This window comes from Chryseobacterium sp. CFS15 (assembly GCF_031118795.1).
In the GTDB taxonomy this organism is placed as follows: domain Bacteria; phylum Bacteroidota; class Bacteroidia; order Flavobacteriales; family Weeksellaceae; genus Chryseobacterium; species Chryseobacterium indoltheticum.
This window is the reverse complement of the sequence record NZ_JAVHYL010000015.1, coordinates 64,416-78,869: the sequence shown is the minus strand read 5'-3', so window position 1 is coordinate 78,869 and position 14,454 is coordinate 64,416. Positions and strand designations below refer to the sequence as shown.

Genomic DNA, 14,454 nt, shown 5'->3' with positions numbered 1-14,454 from the left:
AGTCGCCATCTTTGCTCCTTAAAATATTAATCTCAAAAATTAAAATCTTTGCGTTTTAATCCATAAGATTAAGTCGCTGCAACCGATTTAGTTTTAATAATTTTTCGCCATTCCAAGTAACCGGAAATTGCAACAATGAACAAGAAACCCGTCAAAACTGCATACAAATAAAGACCTTTATGAATCAACAAAGGAATTGCAATGATGTTACTGATATTGAGTAAAATCCAGTTTTCAATTTTTCTTCGAGCCATCAGCCACATTCCAGCCCATGCAAAAGCACTGACTAAAGAATCTAAAATTGGAACATCAGAATCTGTAAAATTTGTCAGGAAAAAATAGAAAACACCAAATGTTCCAAGTACGATTCCTACGGTAATTAATTTTTCATTATTGGTAGTTTCAGAAATGGTGGTTTCAGATTTTCGTTTTCCAAACTTCCAGTACAGCCATCCGTAGATACTCATTACCAGATAATAAAGATTAAGTGTAAACTCTGCGTAGAGTTTAGACTGTATCATCACATAAAGTGTTAATGAAATTCCGGCAATACCAAAAAGATAATTATTCGAATTGTTTTTTCTTGCCAATAAAACCTGAAATACTGAAAAGAAGACACCAAGCCATTCTTGCCATGTTGTCTGTTGTAAAATGTCCTGCATCAAATTAACTTAAATAAAATTAAATGATGAGATGATAAATCAAAATTCCCTACGCTGGAATTACCCAGATCAGGTGTGGAAAATTTTCCCGGGTATCATCTCAGCCGCAATTTGCAGCACCCCATTGATGGCGCAAAATTGATGTTTTAAAATGACATTAAAAAATATTTACTAAATTTTTATTACAAAAAGAGATACAGAAACAATTGAGACCAGAAATCTGTTTTAAAAAAGGTTCGCGCAGATTGAGCTAATTAGGTAGATTAATTTAACCTTTTGCAGAAAGTTTGTCATGCTGAAAGCATCTCAGCATTGATAAAATCATTTCGTACATCAGCAGTCGTTTACAAACGGATATTTTGTACCTTTAAATCTCAAATAAATTTATTGTGAAAAAAACTTTCAAAAGAACACTCAGAGTATCAAAATATGTAATTTATAAAGAAACACTTGTTGATTATAAAGAACATTTCTGGTCTTTTCTGGGTGCCTTTTTCGGAATCGGACTGATTGCTTTTCTGCAATCTCACTATTTATTGCAGCAGGAAAATGTATTTCTGATCGGTTCATTTGGCGCCTCAAGTGTTTTGATCTACGGAGCCATTCAAAGTCCGTTGGCTCAACCAAGAAATCTTGTCGGCGGTCACGTCATTTCAGCTATCGTTGGAGTTACCGTTTATCAGATTGTTCCCGATATTTTATGGCTTTCGGCACCTTTGGCTGTTGCTTTTTCCATCATTTTGATGCAGTATACCAAAACTTTGCATCCGCCGGGTGGCGCAACTGCATTAATTGCCGTAACATCGCCCGGAAAAATTGCTGATCTTGGATATTGGTATGTGCTCTCTCCTGTTTTGTCGGGCTGTATTATTTTACTTTTAGTAGCTTTATTTTTTAATAATATCACCAAAAACAGAAGCTACCCCACAAGTTCGAGATGGAAGAGACTTTTACATAAAAAACACAAACACAGTTTGAAAAATTAAAGAATATGGAATGTATAGAATGCGGTGAAAAAATCATTGGCAGATCCGATAAAAAATTCTGCAATGATGCCTGTAGAAATGCTTACAACAATAAGCAGAACAAAGATTCGAGCAACCTGATGCGGAATGTAAATAATAAACTCCGTAAAAACTACCGTATTCTGAATGAAATAAATATCGACGGAAAAACTAAAATCCCAAAATCTAAACTCGATGGCTTAGGTTTTGATTTTAATTATTTTACAAATATTAAAGTGTATAAAAACGGCTCAGAATATAAATTTGTTTATGATCACGGCTATAAAATTCTTGAAGAAGATTACGTTTTAATTGTAAAAAATCAGTTTTGATACATGATAAAATTCAAATATAATTTCAACCGCAAAAGAATCAAAAGAAATGATTGAAAAAGAGACATTCAGAAGTTTCCAAAATGTAAAATTTTCATTTATTTTTGTTTTGTTAGCCTTTGAATATCGAAATCCATCATAAATCTTTTGTTGCTTTTGCGGTTAAAAAATATCAAGTATTAAATAAAATAATGTAAAAAAGCATGATGAAAGAAATTGTATTAATCACCGGCGCAAGCGGAGTCATTGCAAAGGTGCTTTCCCAAAAAATCGAAAAAGATTATACAGTACGTTTTTTAACCCGCAAAAAGAAAGCCGAAAACGAATTTGAATGGGATCTAAACAATAGCACGATAGATGAACAGGCATTCGAAAATGTAAGTCACATTATTCATCTAGCAGGAGCCAATATTTCTGAAAAACGCTGGACAGAAGAGCGAAAAAAAGAACTGATCGACAGCCGGGTAAACTCTGCAAAACTGATTTTAAATACGCTCAAAAACAAAAATATAAAGCTAAAATCTTTCATTTCAGCTTCCGGAATTAATTTTTACGGAATTAAAACAACAGATAAAATATTCTCAGAAAATGATCCTGCAGGAAACGATTTTCTAAGTAAAGTTGTTCAGGTTTGGGAAAAAGCAGCTGATAAATTTACAGAACAAGATGTAGCAGAACGAGTGGTGAAAGTAAGAACTGCCGTTGTTCTTTCTAAAAATGACGGTGCTTTAGCGAAAATGATAACACCAATAAAATTTGGAATTGGTTCACCCATCGGAAGCGGAAAACAATATATGCCCTGGATTCATGTTGATGACATTTGTGCTATTTATGAATTTGCCTTAAAAAATCCTGAAATTCGGGGTTCTTATAATGCTTCGGCACCGCAGCATACGACTAACGAAAATTTAACACGGATAGCTGCAAAGATTTTAAAAAAACCTTTATTCATGCCTAACGTACCGGCGTTTGTTTTAAAACTTATATTTGGTGAGCTTGCCGATATTTTGCTTCAAGGCTCAAGAGCTTCATCAGAAAAAATAATAAAAGCTGGTTTTGACTTTAAGTTTCCGGTTTTAGAAGGAGCTTTGGAAGGTTTACTAAAAAAATAATTATTAAAAGATTGAAATATAATGCAAGAGCCTCATGTAAGTATTGAAAAGACAGAGATTTTATCTGATAACTGGTACACTTTAAAAAAAGTAACTTTTACTATTAAAAAAGAAAACGGAGACACCGAAACCCAAAGCCGGGAAGCCTATGACAGAGGAAATGGAGCCGTTGTTTTATTGTATAACACTCATTCTAAAAATGTAATTTTAACGAAGCAATTCCGTCTTCCTACATACATCAACGGAAATCCGACGGGAATGCTGATTGAAGCTTGTGCCGGACTTTTAGACAACGATAATCCTGAAGATTGCGTTAAAAGGGAAGCTGAAGAAGAAACGGGTTACAAGATTTCGAAAGTAGAAAAAATATTTGAAGCTTATATGTCTCCCGGATCTGTTACAGAGATTCTGCACTTTTTTATCGCAGAATATTCTGATGATATGAAAATAAACGATGGCGGCGGACTGGAAGATGAAGGCGAGAACATCGAAGTGCTGCAGCTTCCGTTTGACGAAACACTTTCTATGATTGACAATGGCGAAATAAAAGATGCCAAGACTATCATGCTTTTACAGCATCTTCGTCTGAAAAATATTCTGTAAATATTTAAACCAAAAATCTAACGTATTATGAAATTTATATTCACAATCGGTCTTTCATTATTGCTATCTTCTAATTTTTTTGCCCAGAAAAATGAAAAGTTGAGCACGAAAGATGCCGCTATAATTGAGCATTTTAAAACTGATTATAAAAAGAAAAATTATAAAAAATTTGACGGTAAAATTCTTGTCAAAGAAAATCTGGCACAGTTTGATAACAAGACCGTTTATTTTGACAAAGCCGATAAAATCACGACGACGATTGTAAGAGAAGGTCTCATTTATCCACAGCTCTTAACCGACTTCCAAATGCAGAAATTCCTGGATGAGACGACAGATAAAACACAGAAAAGATTTTTGAAACTGCAGAAAGATCCAAAAGCTTCTTTTGATGTAAATAACATCAAGTTTAGTAATACTTCTGAGTTGACATTTCTGACTTCAAATATTAAAACTAAGCGATTTAAAACCTCTGTAAAAGACATCAGATTAAATACAACCTCAACGTATCTTTTTGAATTGATGAATGATAAAGCAACAAAAAATATTTCTTTGGAAGAGTTTATTAAAGGGGCGAAACTGACGTATATTGATACTGAATAAAACACAGTTTTGATTTTAATTTCAGCTTATAAAATTGAAAAACACAAAAATTGACTATTTCAAATGTTTAATCCAACAAGAAGAAACCGAAATATAGGAACTGAAAATCAAGGTTTTGGTCAGGATAATAAATTTAAGATTTCTACACCTTATGGCACGCTGAAATCTTTTTATGAAAGAATTGAGAAATACCAAACAGAAATTAGAATTATCAATGAACATGAGTTTTTATTTATTATTGAAGAAACTCGGGAAAACTGTTTTCACTCCTGCTCTGTGAATGATTTAGCAAAAATGATTCAATATATTCCCACTGAAGATTATGGAGAGTTGAAATTTATCGTTCTTCGTCAACCCAAAAGAAAAGAAGAAATTATTTCTCCAGTTTGGGGAAGATTAGTATATAGTTTTGAATTTGAAAACGAATATTTTCCTGCAATAATTTTAGACTCTATTGACTTAAATAAAAAACTAGTCTGGTCTAAAAAACAAACTATTGAAGATCAAAAAGAATTTGCAAGATTAAAAGAGGATGGGCATTTTTTCATTGAGAATAAAAGAAATTTTGTCTCTGAATTACATTTAGAACCTTCAAGAAACACACAACTTTACAGAACATTGCTGCATGAATTCGGACATTATGTTCATTATTTAGAAGTTGTGGAAAGACCTGGAAAAGATGATGAAAATTACAATGCAAAAGAAAACAGAGATGATTATTACATCAGTCTTTCAAAAGTTGAAAAAGAAAAATTTGCACATCACTATGCAGAACATTTAAAGCAGAAATTAAAACACGATAAAATAATTCCTTTTAATTAATAGATAACTATGTTTAATACAACCGTGAATTTTACTCTTTTATAATATAGTAAGCAAAGAAGAATCAACAAGTTGTTTTAATAAAGCTTTGGCTCAAGCTTTTCGAAGCAAATTTATTTGCCTTTGCTTTCTAAAGTAGAAAGTTTAATTATAAAATCTTTGCGTTTAATGATTCACAAACTATTATAAAAATCTCTTATCCCGAACTGAGGTTAAACAAGTCTAAAATTGTGCAAATCAAAAATATTGACCATCTCGTCTTAACTGTTGCTGACATTAATAAAACTATAGATTTCTATACCAACATTCTGGGTTTTGAAGTCGTAACTTTTGGAAACAACAGAAAAGCTCTGACTTTCGGAAATCAAAAAATCAATCTTCATCAAAAAGGAAAAGAATTTGAGCCTAAAGCAGAACATCCAACAACAGGTTCGGCAGATTTATGCTTTATCTCAGAAACAGATATTGATGATGTTTTAAAAGAACTAAAACAGAAAAATATAGAGATCATCGAAGGAGTTGTAGAAAGAACTGGAGCAATTGGAAAGATTAAATCGGTCTATTTCAGAGACCCGGATTTGAATTTGATTGAGATAAGCAATTATTTTTAAGGATAATTTATTCAAAAAAATCGATGCTTATTTCATTTTGATAACTACTTTTCCTTTCGCACGACCACTTTCGATATATTGTAATGCATCATTGGTTTTTTCAAAAGCGAAAACTTTATCGATGACAGGTTTTATTTTGCCGGTTTCTATGAGATGAGTAATTTCTGAAAGCTGTTTCCCGTTGGCTGTCATAAACAGAAACGAATAGTTTACATTCTGTTTTTTTGCTCTTTTTCTTATTTTACTGCTTAAAAATCTTGTTGCCAATTTTACGTACCAAGGTAACCTGTGTTCTTCAGCAAATACCGGCGTTGGCGGACCTGATATTGAAACGATTTTACCTCCAGGCTTTATTACCTCAAAAGATTTTTCAAGCGTTTTGTTATCCTGGCTGTTTAATACGATATCATAATCAATTAAAGCATCTTCAAAATCCTGTGTTTTATAATCGATCAAAACATCTGCACCAAGATTTTTCAAAACATCAAAACTTTTTTCACTGGCAGTGGTTGCTACCGTTGCACCCATATATTTTGCAAGCTGAATGGCGAAATTTCCCACACCACCGGATCCTGCCTGAATAAAAACTTTCTGCCCGTTTTGAACATTCGATTGTTCAATTAAAGCCTGCCAAGCCGTCAAACCAACCAATGGAATTGAAGCCGCCTCTTCCATCGAAATATTTGTAGGTTTTAGAGCGACATCTTTTTCATCGATTGAAATAAACTCTGCAAAAGTACCAATGTGAAAATCGGAGGGTCTAGAATAAATTTCATCACCCACTTTAAAGTTTTTTACCTTCGCTCCTGTTTTTACGATAATGCCGGCAACATCGTGTCCCAAAACTAAGGGCATTTTATAAGGCAAAATCAGTTTAAACTCACCGCTTTTTATTTTTGAATCTAAAAGATTAACACTTGCTGCGTGTATTTCGACAAGAACTTCGTGATCTTTTACAATAGGTTCGGGAAGGTCTACCAATTCGAGTGAACTTTCTTTTTTATAACGGCTGATACTGAATGCTTTCATATGATATTTATTTTATTATAAGCTGATCTGCTTCCTTGAGGTTGATAATTAAAAAGCAAGTTTTGGAAAAAATCTCCTGATAAAATGATGCTGTTTTTTTAGTCATTGATTACTATTTTTCACCATTTTTTCAGTGGGTAATTTTTTCTGTTAATCTATGATAAGTTGGTTAAATTGTAGAAACTCTTCGTCAGTAAGATACTGAAAATAAACCGTTTCTGACGAAGAATTGTTTTTAAATATGATTATGCCAATTCTTTTACGAAAAACTGTTTGGTATCTCCTACCGGAACATCAAACTGATTTTTTTCTAAAGCTATCAACAATTCGTCTGCTACTTCAGAAGGCAGAATTCCGTTTGCTCCGCCGATTTCTGCAGAGAAATCTGTATTGACCAATGGCGGATAGACTTCGTAAATCTGAACATTATTCTGCTCCTCATACGTTTGTCTTAAAGCTTGCGTATAGCTGTGTAACGCTGCTTTTGATGCGCCATACGTTGGTAACATTTGATGACTTAAAAAAACTGCAATTGATGAAATATTGATGACTGCAGCTTCCTTTTTTTGACTTAAATACGGAAGTAAAAGTTCTGTAAAGTGGATAACGCTGAAATAATTGGTATTCATCTCGGCAGCAGCTTTTTCGTGTGCGTTTTCTGTTTCATTTAATAAATATGCGAATGCTGCACCAGCATTGTTGATGATGATATTGAGTTCGGGATGATTCGTCTTCAATTCTTCTACGATGCGAAATCTATCTGCCTCAACCGAAAGGTCACCCTTAATTGCAACTGCGCCCTCAAGTTCTTTCAAAGCATTCTGAAGACGTTCTTCATTTCTTCCGTTAATAATGATATTATTTCCTTGTGCGTGAAGTTTTTTAGCAATTGCTAAGCCTATTCCGGCACTTCCGCCACTGATGAATACTGTATTTCCTGTTGTTTTCATTTTTTGTTTGGTTTAAATGTTGTGTATTGTTGTTAAGGTCGAGTTTGCGACAGGGATTGCAGCGACATCCTTTTGTGAAACAAAAGATATAGCGGAAAGCCCGGCCGTTCGCCCAAATTATTTTAGTTGTTAAGAGTCGGATAATCGGTATACCCTTTTTCGCCCGGAGTGTAAAATGTTGCCTGATCGGCTTGATTGAGTGCTGCATTGGTCTTGAAACGCTCTACCAAATCGGGATTGGCAATAAACGGAGTTCCAAAAGAAACCAAATCTGCATCGCCATCCTGTAAAACTTTTGTAGCGGTCTCTTTGTTGAATCCGCGGTTGATAATAATGGTTCCGTTGTAGATTTTACGGAAATGTTTTGCGACTTCCTGGATAGCAAAAGAGTTATCTGAAACGTCGGTAAAAGGCTCTATCAGATGTAAATACGCCAAATCGTAATCATTGAGACGAGTGACAATATAGCTGTACAATGCAATGGTTTCATCATCGACCAAAATCCCCATGATGCCGTTGAGTGAAGGATTGAGACGAACTGCAACTTTTTGCAAATCTGCGACTTCTTTTATAGCATCCAGAATTTCGAATAAAATTCTTGCTCTGTTTTCTACTGAACCACCATATTCGTCGTTGCGGAGATTGGAATTTTTGCTGAAAAATTGTTGAAGCAAATAACCATTTGCACCGTGAAGTTCTACTCCATCAAAGCCAGCTTCAAAAGCATTGAGTGCAGCCTGTCTGAAATCATGTACGGTCTGTTTGATATCTGCCGTAGTCATCGGTTGAGGTTCTTCACTTGTCTGAAAACCCGTTGCTGTGAAAACCTGTTGTTGAGGGTTTACGTTTGACGGAGCCAAAGGTTTTTTACCATTATGCAAATCGGGATGTGAGTAAGCTCCTGTATGCCAAAGCTGGGCGAAAATTTTGCCACCTTCGTTGTGAACAGCTTCTGTTGTAAGTTTCCAACCTTCGATTTGTTCTACATTATAAATTGCGGGAACATTGATCACGCCAACCGCTTCGGGACTGATGAAAGTACCTTCTGTGATAATTAAAGCTGCGGTAGCTCTCTGCTGGTAATACTTAGCAGTTAATTCTGTTGCTTTATGTTCCTGGTTATCTGATCGGCTTCTTGTCATTGGAGCCATCACAATACGGTTTTTTAGATCTAAGTTTTTGCTCTTGTAAGCATCAAAAAGAATGTTTTTCATTGTATTTTAAATTTAATTCGGTAAATTTGCTTGCGTTTTGCAAGTACAAATCTATAACATTACTTTCAAAATGCAAGTGTTTTATTTAATTATTTAAAAATAATTTTATGTCCAATTCAAAAAATAGATCAGATTGCCCTATCAGCAGCTCATTAGACGTATGGGGTGACAAATGGTCATTGCTGATTGTAAGAGATCTGATGTTTGCAAAACAATGTACCTACGGAGAATTTCTAAAATCTGACGAAAAAATAGCGACTAATATTCTTGCATCCCGTCTTTTGATGCTTGAAGAAAACGGTATCATCAGCAAACAAAATCATCCTGACAGCAAAGCAAAAGTTCTATATAAACTCACCGAAAAAGGTATCGATCTGCTTCCGCTGTTGATAGAAATTAATCTGTGGGCTGAAAAATATTCTGAAATTCCGGAAAGCCAGAAGATGATTTTGAATGATGTGAAGAAGGATAAAGCGGGATTTATTGAGGAGAGAATTGAGGAGTTGAAAAGGGAGGTGTTGTGAGTGATGGGTTTCGAGGGAAAGCGTCAGAAGTTTGAGAACAATAAGACTTTAGTTATTTGATTTTAAGAGCCGAGGTTTATGCTTTTTTGTTTACTTTAATAATAAACAATATATTTACATCAAATTAATAATTCACAACAATGGAAATTAAAACTCAAAATGATATTCTTGCAGAAATTGTTGAATATTTTAAGGTTTATATTTTTGAAAATCATATTACAGCTTCAATAAATACTCATTCAAAGCTTAAGAGCTACAACATTAACCCTATTATTGTAAAATACTTATCAAAAGTTTTAGAAAATAACTACACTGCAATTGGTGTTGCAAAAGCATTATTTTATCCAAGAGTTTTAGGAACTTCAATTAATACATCATTTGGAGCAAGAATCCAGAATATGTTTGTTGATTTAAAAATTGCTGAGGGATCTTTGATTAAAGGAATGGACATTGAGTTTATTGATAAGATTGATAATAGAAGAAAGTGGTGTCAGTTAAAATCTGAACCAAATACAATAAACTCTGAAGATGTTAAACCTTTAATCAAAAAATTTACAGACACTATCAATCTTGCTCGAACCAATAAAGCTTTTAAAAATATTAATAATACTGATTTTATGGTTGGTGTACTTTACGGAGAAGTTGACGAATTAAGTATGCACTATAAAGTTATAGACAAAACCCATCCAGTCATCATTGGAAAAGAGTTTTGGCACAGAGTAACCGGATTTCCTGATTTTTATGACGGATTAGTTCAAAATCTTCAGTTACTTATTGAAAACATTGATACACAAGATTTGATTAATCTAGGCGTTGAAAAACTTTCTAAGGAAATTGAAAGTTCTCAACTTTTTGATTTTAAAGAATAATAAGAATTCAAAAAATTTATAATTGAATATCCGACTTCTCTTCCCAAATTTACAGGAACTGCATTGCCGATTTGTTTGTATTGCTGAGCTAAAGAACCTGCAAATTCCCAATCATCCGGAAAAGTTTGAATTCTGGCATATTCTCTTACAGTAAAAGGTCGAGTTTCATCCGGGTGGCATCTTTCGGTTTGTTTTTGAGCGGGGCTACATGTTAAAGTTAGACTTGGTTCATCCCAACCAATTCTTCTTGCCATTCCCGTTTTTCCTCCTCCAAGAAAAAAACTTCCGCCCATATATTCTTTTTGAATTTCAAGAGGTAGATCTCTCCAGTAACCTTTTGGTGGTACTAAATCTAAAACTACTTTTTTGCTTTGAGGATATTTTGCACCGCCAGAAATTGGAACATCCGTATCAAATAATTCTCCCTTTTTTAAAGCGTCTTTTAGATTATAAATTTTGTTAAAAGGTTTTGGATAATTAAATTTGATATGAATATCTTTTCTAATTCCAACCAAAATTAATCTTTCTCGTTTTTGAGGAACCCTATAATTAATAGCTTTTAAAACTTCGACAGGAACAACATTATACCCAATTTCATCCAGGATAGAAATCATTCCCTTCAATGTATTTCCGCTTTCATGACTTAAAAGACCTTTAACATTTTCACCTATACAAATTGGAGGATTAACTTCTTGTACAGCTCTGGCAAATTCATAAAAAAGAGTTCCTCTAGCATCTTCCAAACCTAGTCTTTTTCCAGCATAACTAAAAGCCTGACAAGGAAAACCACCAGTAACGACATCAATTTTATCTTTAAACTCTGAAAAACTAAAGTTTTTAATATCACCTTCAAAAACTTTCCAATGCGGTCTGTTTTGTCGTAAAGTCTGACACGCAAATTTATCTATTTCATTCAGTGCTTCACATTTTAATCCTGCTTTTTCAAGACCAATAGCCAATCCGCCTGCTCCAGCAAAAAGTTCTAAAACCTTATAATCATTATCTGGTTTTACATAATTGCTTAATTCAGTTTTATTGTCTATTAAAAAATTAGGAAATAAATTTTTTATATCATTTCTATGATATACACGATAATTACTCATTGGTTCTCTTACCGCAACCAACTTACCTTCTTCATCCCATCTTCTCAGTGTTTTTGTACTTTTATTTAAAAGTTCAGCAGCTTCAGATATTGTATAGTATTCTTTCATAACCATATTGGACAACATTAGACATTGGTTACAAATTTATATTAAATTTTATTACTTCGCAACAATTAATTTTAACATTTTTTTTGTATATACTAACCCAAATGTTTAGAAAAGCACTACTATAAGTTTGGAATTTTCAAAAAGAAATGAGTAAAAAAATAATATTACTTTTCAACTCAAATAAATTAATAATCAAAAACTTACAGATTTCTAAATAAAATTCCTTAATTTTGCACCCCGAAATAAGGATTGTACGTTATGAAAAAAATAGGTGATTACAGAAAACTTCTTGAGGTAGACAATACCGCTACTTTGAAAGATTTGAAAACAATTTACAGAAATGTGATGAAAGATACGCATCCTGATAAATTTGTGAATAATGAAGAAGGAAAACTGGCTGCGGAAGAAAAAAGTAAATCTGTGATTGAAGCCTATCATTTTTTGGTAAGCATCAACCCTGAAACTCAGGAAAAATACAAAGAAGAATATACGGAAACGATTACCACTTCAATTATTACTGATTTCTATCTTGAAAAATCAATTTTGAAAGTTCAGCATTTGAATGGTAAAATGTTTGAATACATCGGAGTTCCAAGAAATACGTATATCAAAATGGTGAATGCAGATTCGCCAAGCCGTTTCGCAAGAAGACATATCTATGGAAATTTTACCTTTAGAAAGTCTGGTGAAGTAATGGCTGACTAATTTTCTGAATAAAGATAAAGTTGTCAACGACAGCTAAAAATATAAAACCGTATTCTGAGAATACGGTTTTTTGCTTGTTGTATAGTGAAAATTAATTTCCGTTGAGATACGTTTTTATCGTTTCCAAAACACCAAAACTGTCATTGGAACACGCTTCGTATTTCGCAGCTTCTTTTACTGATGGATGTGCATTTTTCATAGCGTAAGAATAATGAGCATTTTTCAGCATTTCAATATCATTCAGATAATCGCCGAAAGCCATCGTTTGTTCGGGAAGAATATTTAAAGATTTCTGAAGTTTCTCAATTGCGTTTCCTTTATTGGTGTGTTTATTCATAATATCCAGCCAATATTTTCCGGAAACAACGATTACCAAATCTTCGTCTTCAAATTTTTTCAGTGCAGGATACAGAAAATCTTCTGCGCTCACGGGATGATACACTGCAATTTTAAAAACAGAATCATCAACTTCCTGAGTGAGGTCTTCTTTTTTCTGATTTTCAATATAATATTGTGTAAAATAATCTACAAAATTCTGGTCTGTACTTTCGTAATATGAACTATCTCTTGCACTCAAAACGGCTCTCGCATCAGGAATTTCTCTTACGGTACGAATAATATCTGCAATTGATTTCTGGCTCAATTTATCAGCAAACATTTCTTGATTTTTATAGACTACATACCCTCCGTTTTCGGCAATAAAACCAATTTCGTTTTCAATATCACCAAAATATTTTGTGATTCCCGACATCTGTCTTCCGCTTGCAGGAACAAAAAGAATATCCCTTTTTTTCAGTTCTTCATACACCTTTGGAAAATCGGGACTTACCTCGTATTTTGAGTTCAAAAAAGTTCCGTCCATATCGGTTACAATCAGCTTTATATCCTTCATAAAATTCTTTTTTTCTTCTTCTTAATTCTAAAACCTACACAAATATAGACTTTAAAATCTTACAGGTAGATTCCGTATCTATTACCAATAGGTTGTTTAATTTTAAATTTTCTTAAGATTAATTCTTAAACAAAATCTATTTCGGTAGAACTTAACTCATCTTAATTTAAAATAAACTTTATTTATTTCTTTTTTAACATTAAGATTTCCACTAAAACTCTTCAAACTTTTAAAAATCAAATTGATTTATTTTTATCGAGCTTAAAATCTAAACTTTCTTAATGGTTTAAAATTCATTCTTATTCAAATAAATAATTAAATTCTTTTCTGTATTGAGAAGGGCTTTTGCCCGTATATTCTTTAAATGTTTTATTGAAATAACTGAAGTTATTAAATCCTGATTCAAAACATACTTCTGTAATACTTAACGGCTTTTCGGCAAGCAGTTTTAAAGAATGGGTAATCCTATATTCATTCACAAACTGAGTAAACGTTTTATTGGTAATCTTCTTGAAATAACGACAGAACGAAGGCACTTTCATGCTTGCTAAATCCGAAATCTGCTCCAAAGTAATCTGCTCTTTAAAATGATCTTTTACGTAATTAAAAATGTGGTTAATTCGCTCATTGTCTTCCACCTGAGTTTGGAGATAATATTTTCCTGCATTTAAAATCCGGTATTCCTGAGTTGAAGCGAGTTCTTCCAATATTTTAAGAAATTTCATCAACTTATCCAAAGATGATGATTCATGCATTTCTGTAATTTTCAAACCGACTTCTTTTTTTATACTTTCTGAAAATACAATTCCGGCTTTTGCTTTTTCCAACAGATTGGTTATTTTCTGCATTTCGGGTAAAGTCCAGATTTCTTCGCCTAAAAAATCAGGCTTGAACTGAATGACCATTTCGTAATCATTGTTGGTATTTTCATTGGTCATTCCGCAATGTGGAAGGTTTGTTCCCATTAAAACCAAATCTCCATCAGAAAAATAGGAAATATTACTTCCAATTTGTCTTTTTCCGGAACCACCGCATACGAAAATCAACTCAATTTCAGGATGATAATGCCATACATGAGACTTTATATTTTCATTTCGTAAAAACTTTAAACTCGTAAAACTGCTTCCCAGATTGGGTTTCACAGCTTCGAAGGCAGGATGAGAATGTTTCATAGGAAAACCATTAATTCATACACAAAATTAACAATTTATATTTAAATAATTAATTTAAAGGTTAAAATAACACATAAATAAGAGAATTATGCAGTAGAAAGGCGTTGCGGTTTAATCTAAATTTGCAGTATTAACAAATGAA

The 14,454-nt window shown here is 33.1% G+C and carries 17 protein-coding genes and 1 riboswitch; of the genes, 10 read left to right on the top strand and 7 right to left on the bottom strand.

Translation table 11 applies throughout. The features are described from left to right. Nucleotides 1-68: 68 nt before the first annotated feature. On the bottom strand, nucleotides 69-665 hold the full coding sequence (gene pnuC / locus OH814_RS19015) for a nicotinamide riboside transporter PnuC (RefSeq protein WP_308829246.1): 597 nt from the start codon (nucleotides 663-665) through the stop codon (nucleotides 69-71). Between the two features lie 25 nt (nucleotides 666-690). Then, nucleotides 691-794: riboswitch (TPP riboswitch) on the bottom strand. Nucleotides 795-1,051: 257 nt separating this feature from the next. Here pnuC and OH814_RS19010 point away from each other — a divergent pair. From OH814_RS19010 to OH814_RS18980, 7 genes are all read left to right on the top strand, one after another. Next, nucleotides 1,052-1,648 (top strand): HPP family protein, encoded by a 597-nt coding sequence (locus tag OH814_RS19010; protein ID WP_201133959.1) that lies wholly within the window; start codon nucleotides 1,052-1,054, stop codon nucleotides 1,646-1,648. Between the two features lie 5 nt (nucleotides 1,649-1,653). Beyond that, nucleotides 1,654-1,998: a DUF2116 family Zn-ribbon domain-containing protein gene (locus OH814_RS19005; RefSeq protein WP_123884832.1), complete on the top strand. Its 345-nt coding sequence runs from the start codon at nucleotides 1,654-1,656 to the stop codon at nucleotides 1,996-1,998. 206 nt (nucleotides 1,999-2,204) lie between these two features. Next, on the top strand, nucleotides 2,205-3,110 hold the full coding sequence (locus OH814_RS19000; protein WP_308829245.1) for a TIGR01777 family oxidoreductase: 906 nt from the start codon (nucleotides 2,205-2,207) through the stop codon (nucleotides 3,108-3,110). Nucleotides 3,111-3,131: 21 nt separating this feature from the next. Continuing rightward, nucleotides 3,132-3,713, top strand: a complete 582-nt coding sequence (gene nudK / locus OH814_RS18995) for a GDP-mannose pyrophosphatase NudK (RefSeq protein ID WP_201133956.1) — start codon at nucleotides 3,132-3,134, stop codon at nucleotides 3,711-3,713. Between the two features lie 27 nt (nucleotides 3,714-3,740). Then, a complete protein-coding gene (locus OH814_RS18990) occupies nucleotides 3,741-4,313 on the top strand; it encodes a hypothetical protein (RefSeq protein ID WP_308829244.1) in 573 nt (190 codons plus the stop codon). Between the two features lie 63 nt (nucleotides 4,314-4,376). Continuing rightward, nucleotides 4,377-5,135 (top strand): hypothetical protein, encoded by a 759-nt coding sequence (locus OH814_RS18985; protein WP_308829243.1) that lies wholly within the window; start codon nucleotides 4,377-4,379, stop codon nucleotides 5,133-5,135. 230 nt (nucleotides 5,136-5,365) lie between these two features. Further along, a complete protein-coding gene (locus tag OH814_RS18980; RefSeq protein ID WP_308829242.1) occupies nucleotides 5,366-5,746 on the top strand; it encodes a VOC family protein in 381 nt (126 codons plus the stop codon). A gap of 27 nt (nucleotides 5,747-5,773) precedes the next feature. Here OH814_RS18980 and OH814_RS18975 read toward each other — a convergent pair whose 3' ends face one another. The 3 genes from OH814_RS18975 to OH814_RS18965 all read right to left on the bottom strand — a co-directional run bounded on the left by OH814_RS18975 (nucleotide 5,774) and on the right by OH814_RS18965 (nucleotide 8,939). Next, entirely contained in the window at nucleotides 5,774-6,775 is a 1,002-nt protein-coding gene (locus tag OH814_RS18975) for an NADP-dependent oxidoreductase (RefSeq protein WP_308829241.1), read from the bottom strand. 245 nt (nucleotides 6,776-7,020) lie between these two features. Beyond that, entirely contained in the window at nucleotides 7,021-7,725 is a 705-nt protein-coding gene (locus OH814_RS18970; RefSeq protein WP_308829240.1) for an SDR family NAD(P)-dependent oxidoreductase, read from the bottom strand. Nucleotides 7,726-7,847: 122 nt separating this feature from the next. Continuing rightward, nucleotides 7,848-8,939, bottom strand: coding sequence for an alkene reductase (locus OH814_RS18965; RefSeq protein WP_308829239.1), 1,092 nt, complete (start codon nucleotides 8,937-8,939; stop codon nucleotides 7,848-7,850). Between the two features lie 107 nt (nucleotides 8,940-9,046). Here OH814_RS18965 and OH814_RS18960 point away from each other — a divergent pair, with 107 nt between their 5' ends. Continuing rightward, entirely contained in the window at nucleotides 9,047-9,463 is a 417-nt protein-coding gene (locus OH814_RS18960) for a helix-turn-helix domain-containing protein (RefSeq protein WP_308829238.1), read from the top strand. Nucleotides 9,464-9,603: 140 nt separating this feature from the next. After that, nucleotides 9,604-10,332 carry a PmeII family type II restriction endonuclease gene (locus tag OH814_RS18955; RefSeq protein WP_308829237.1) on the top strand — a complete coding sequence of 243 codons (729 nt, stop codon included), beginning with the start codon at nucleotides 9,604-9,606 and terminating at the stop codon, nucleotides 10,330-10,332. Here the strand turns inward: OH814_RS18955 and dcm are convergent. Next, a complete protein-coding gene (gene dcm, locus OH814_RS18950) occupies nucleotides 10,308-11,549 on the bottom strand; it encodes a DNA (cytosine-5-)-methyltransferase (RefSeq protein WP_308829247.1) in 1,242 nt (413 codons plus the stop codon). The two genes, OH814_RS18955 and dcm, sit on opposite strands and share 25 nt — an antisense overlap. Nucleotides 11,550-11,801: 252 nt before the next feature. Here dcm and OH814_RS18945 point away from each other — a divergent pair, with 252 nt between their 5' ends. Beyond that, entirely contained in the window at nucleotides 11,802-12,248 is a 447-nt protein-coding gene (locus tag OH814_RS18945; RefSeq protein ID WP_076559884.1) for a KTSC domain-containing protein, read from the top strand. A 91-nt stretch (nucleotides 12,249-12,339) separates the two neighbouring features. Here OH814_RS18945 and OH814_RS18940 read toward each other — a convergent pair whose 3' ends face one another. Both OH814_RS18940 and OH814_RS18935 read right to left on the bottom strand, forming a co-directional pair. Continuing rightward, entirely contained in the window at nucleotides 12,340-13,140 is an 801-nt protein-coding gene (locus tag OH814_RS18940) for a Cof-type HAD-IIB family hydrolase (protein ID WP_308829236.1), read from the bottom strand. A gap of 299 nt (nucleotides 13,141-13,439) precedes the next feature. Further along, entirely contained in the window at nucleotides 13,440-14,312 is an 873-nt protein-coding gene (locus OH814_RS18935) for an AraC family transcriptional regulator (RefSeq protein ID WP_279195977.1), read from the bottom strand. Nucleotides 14,313-14,454 lie beyond the last annotated feature (142 nt).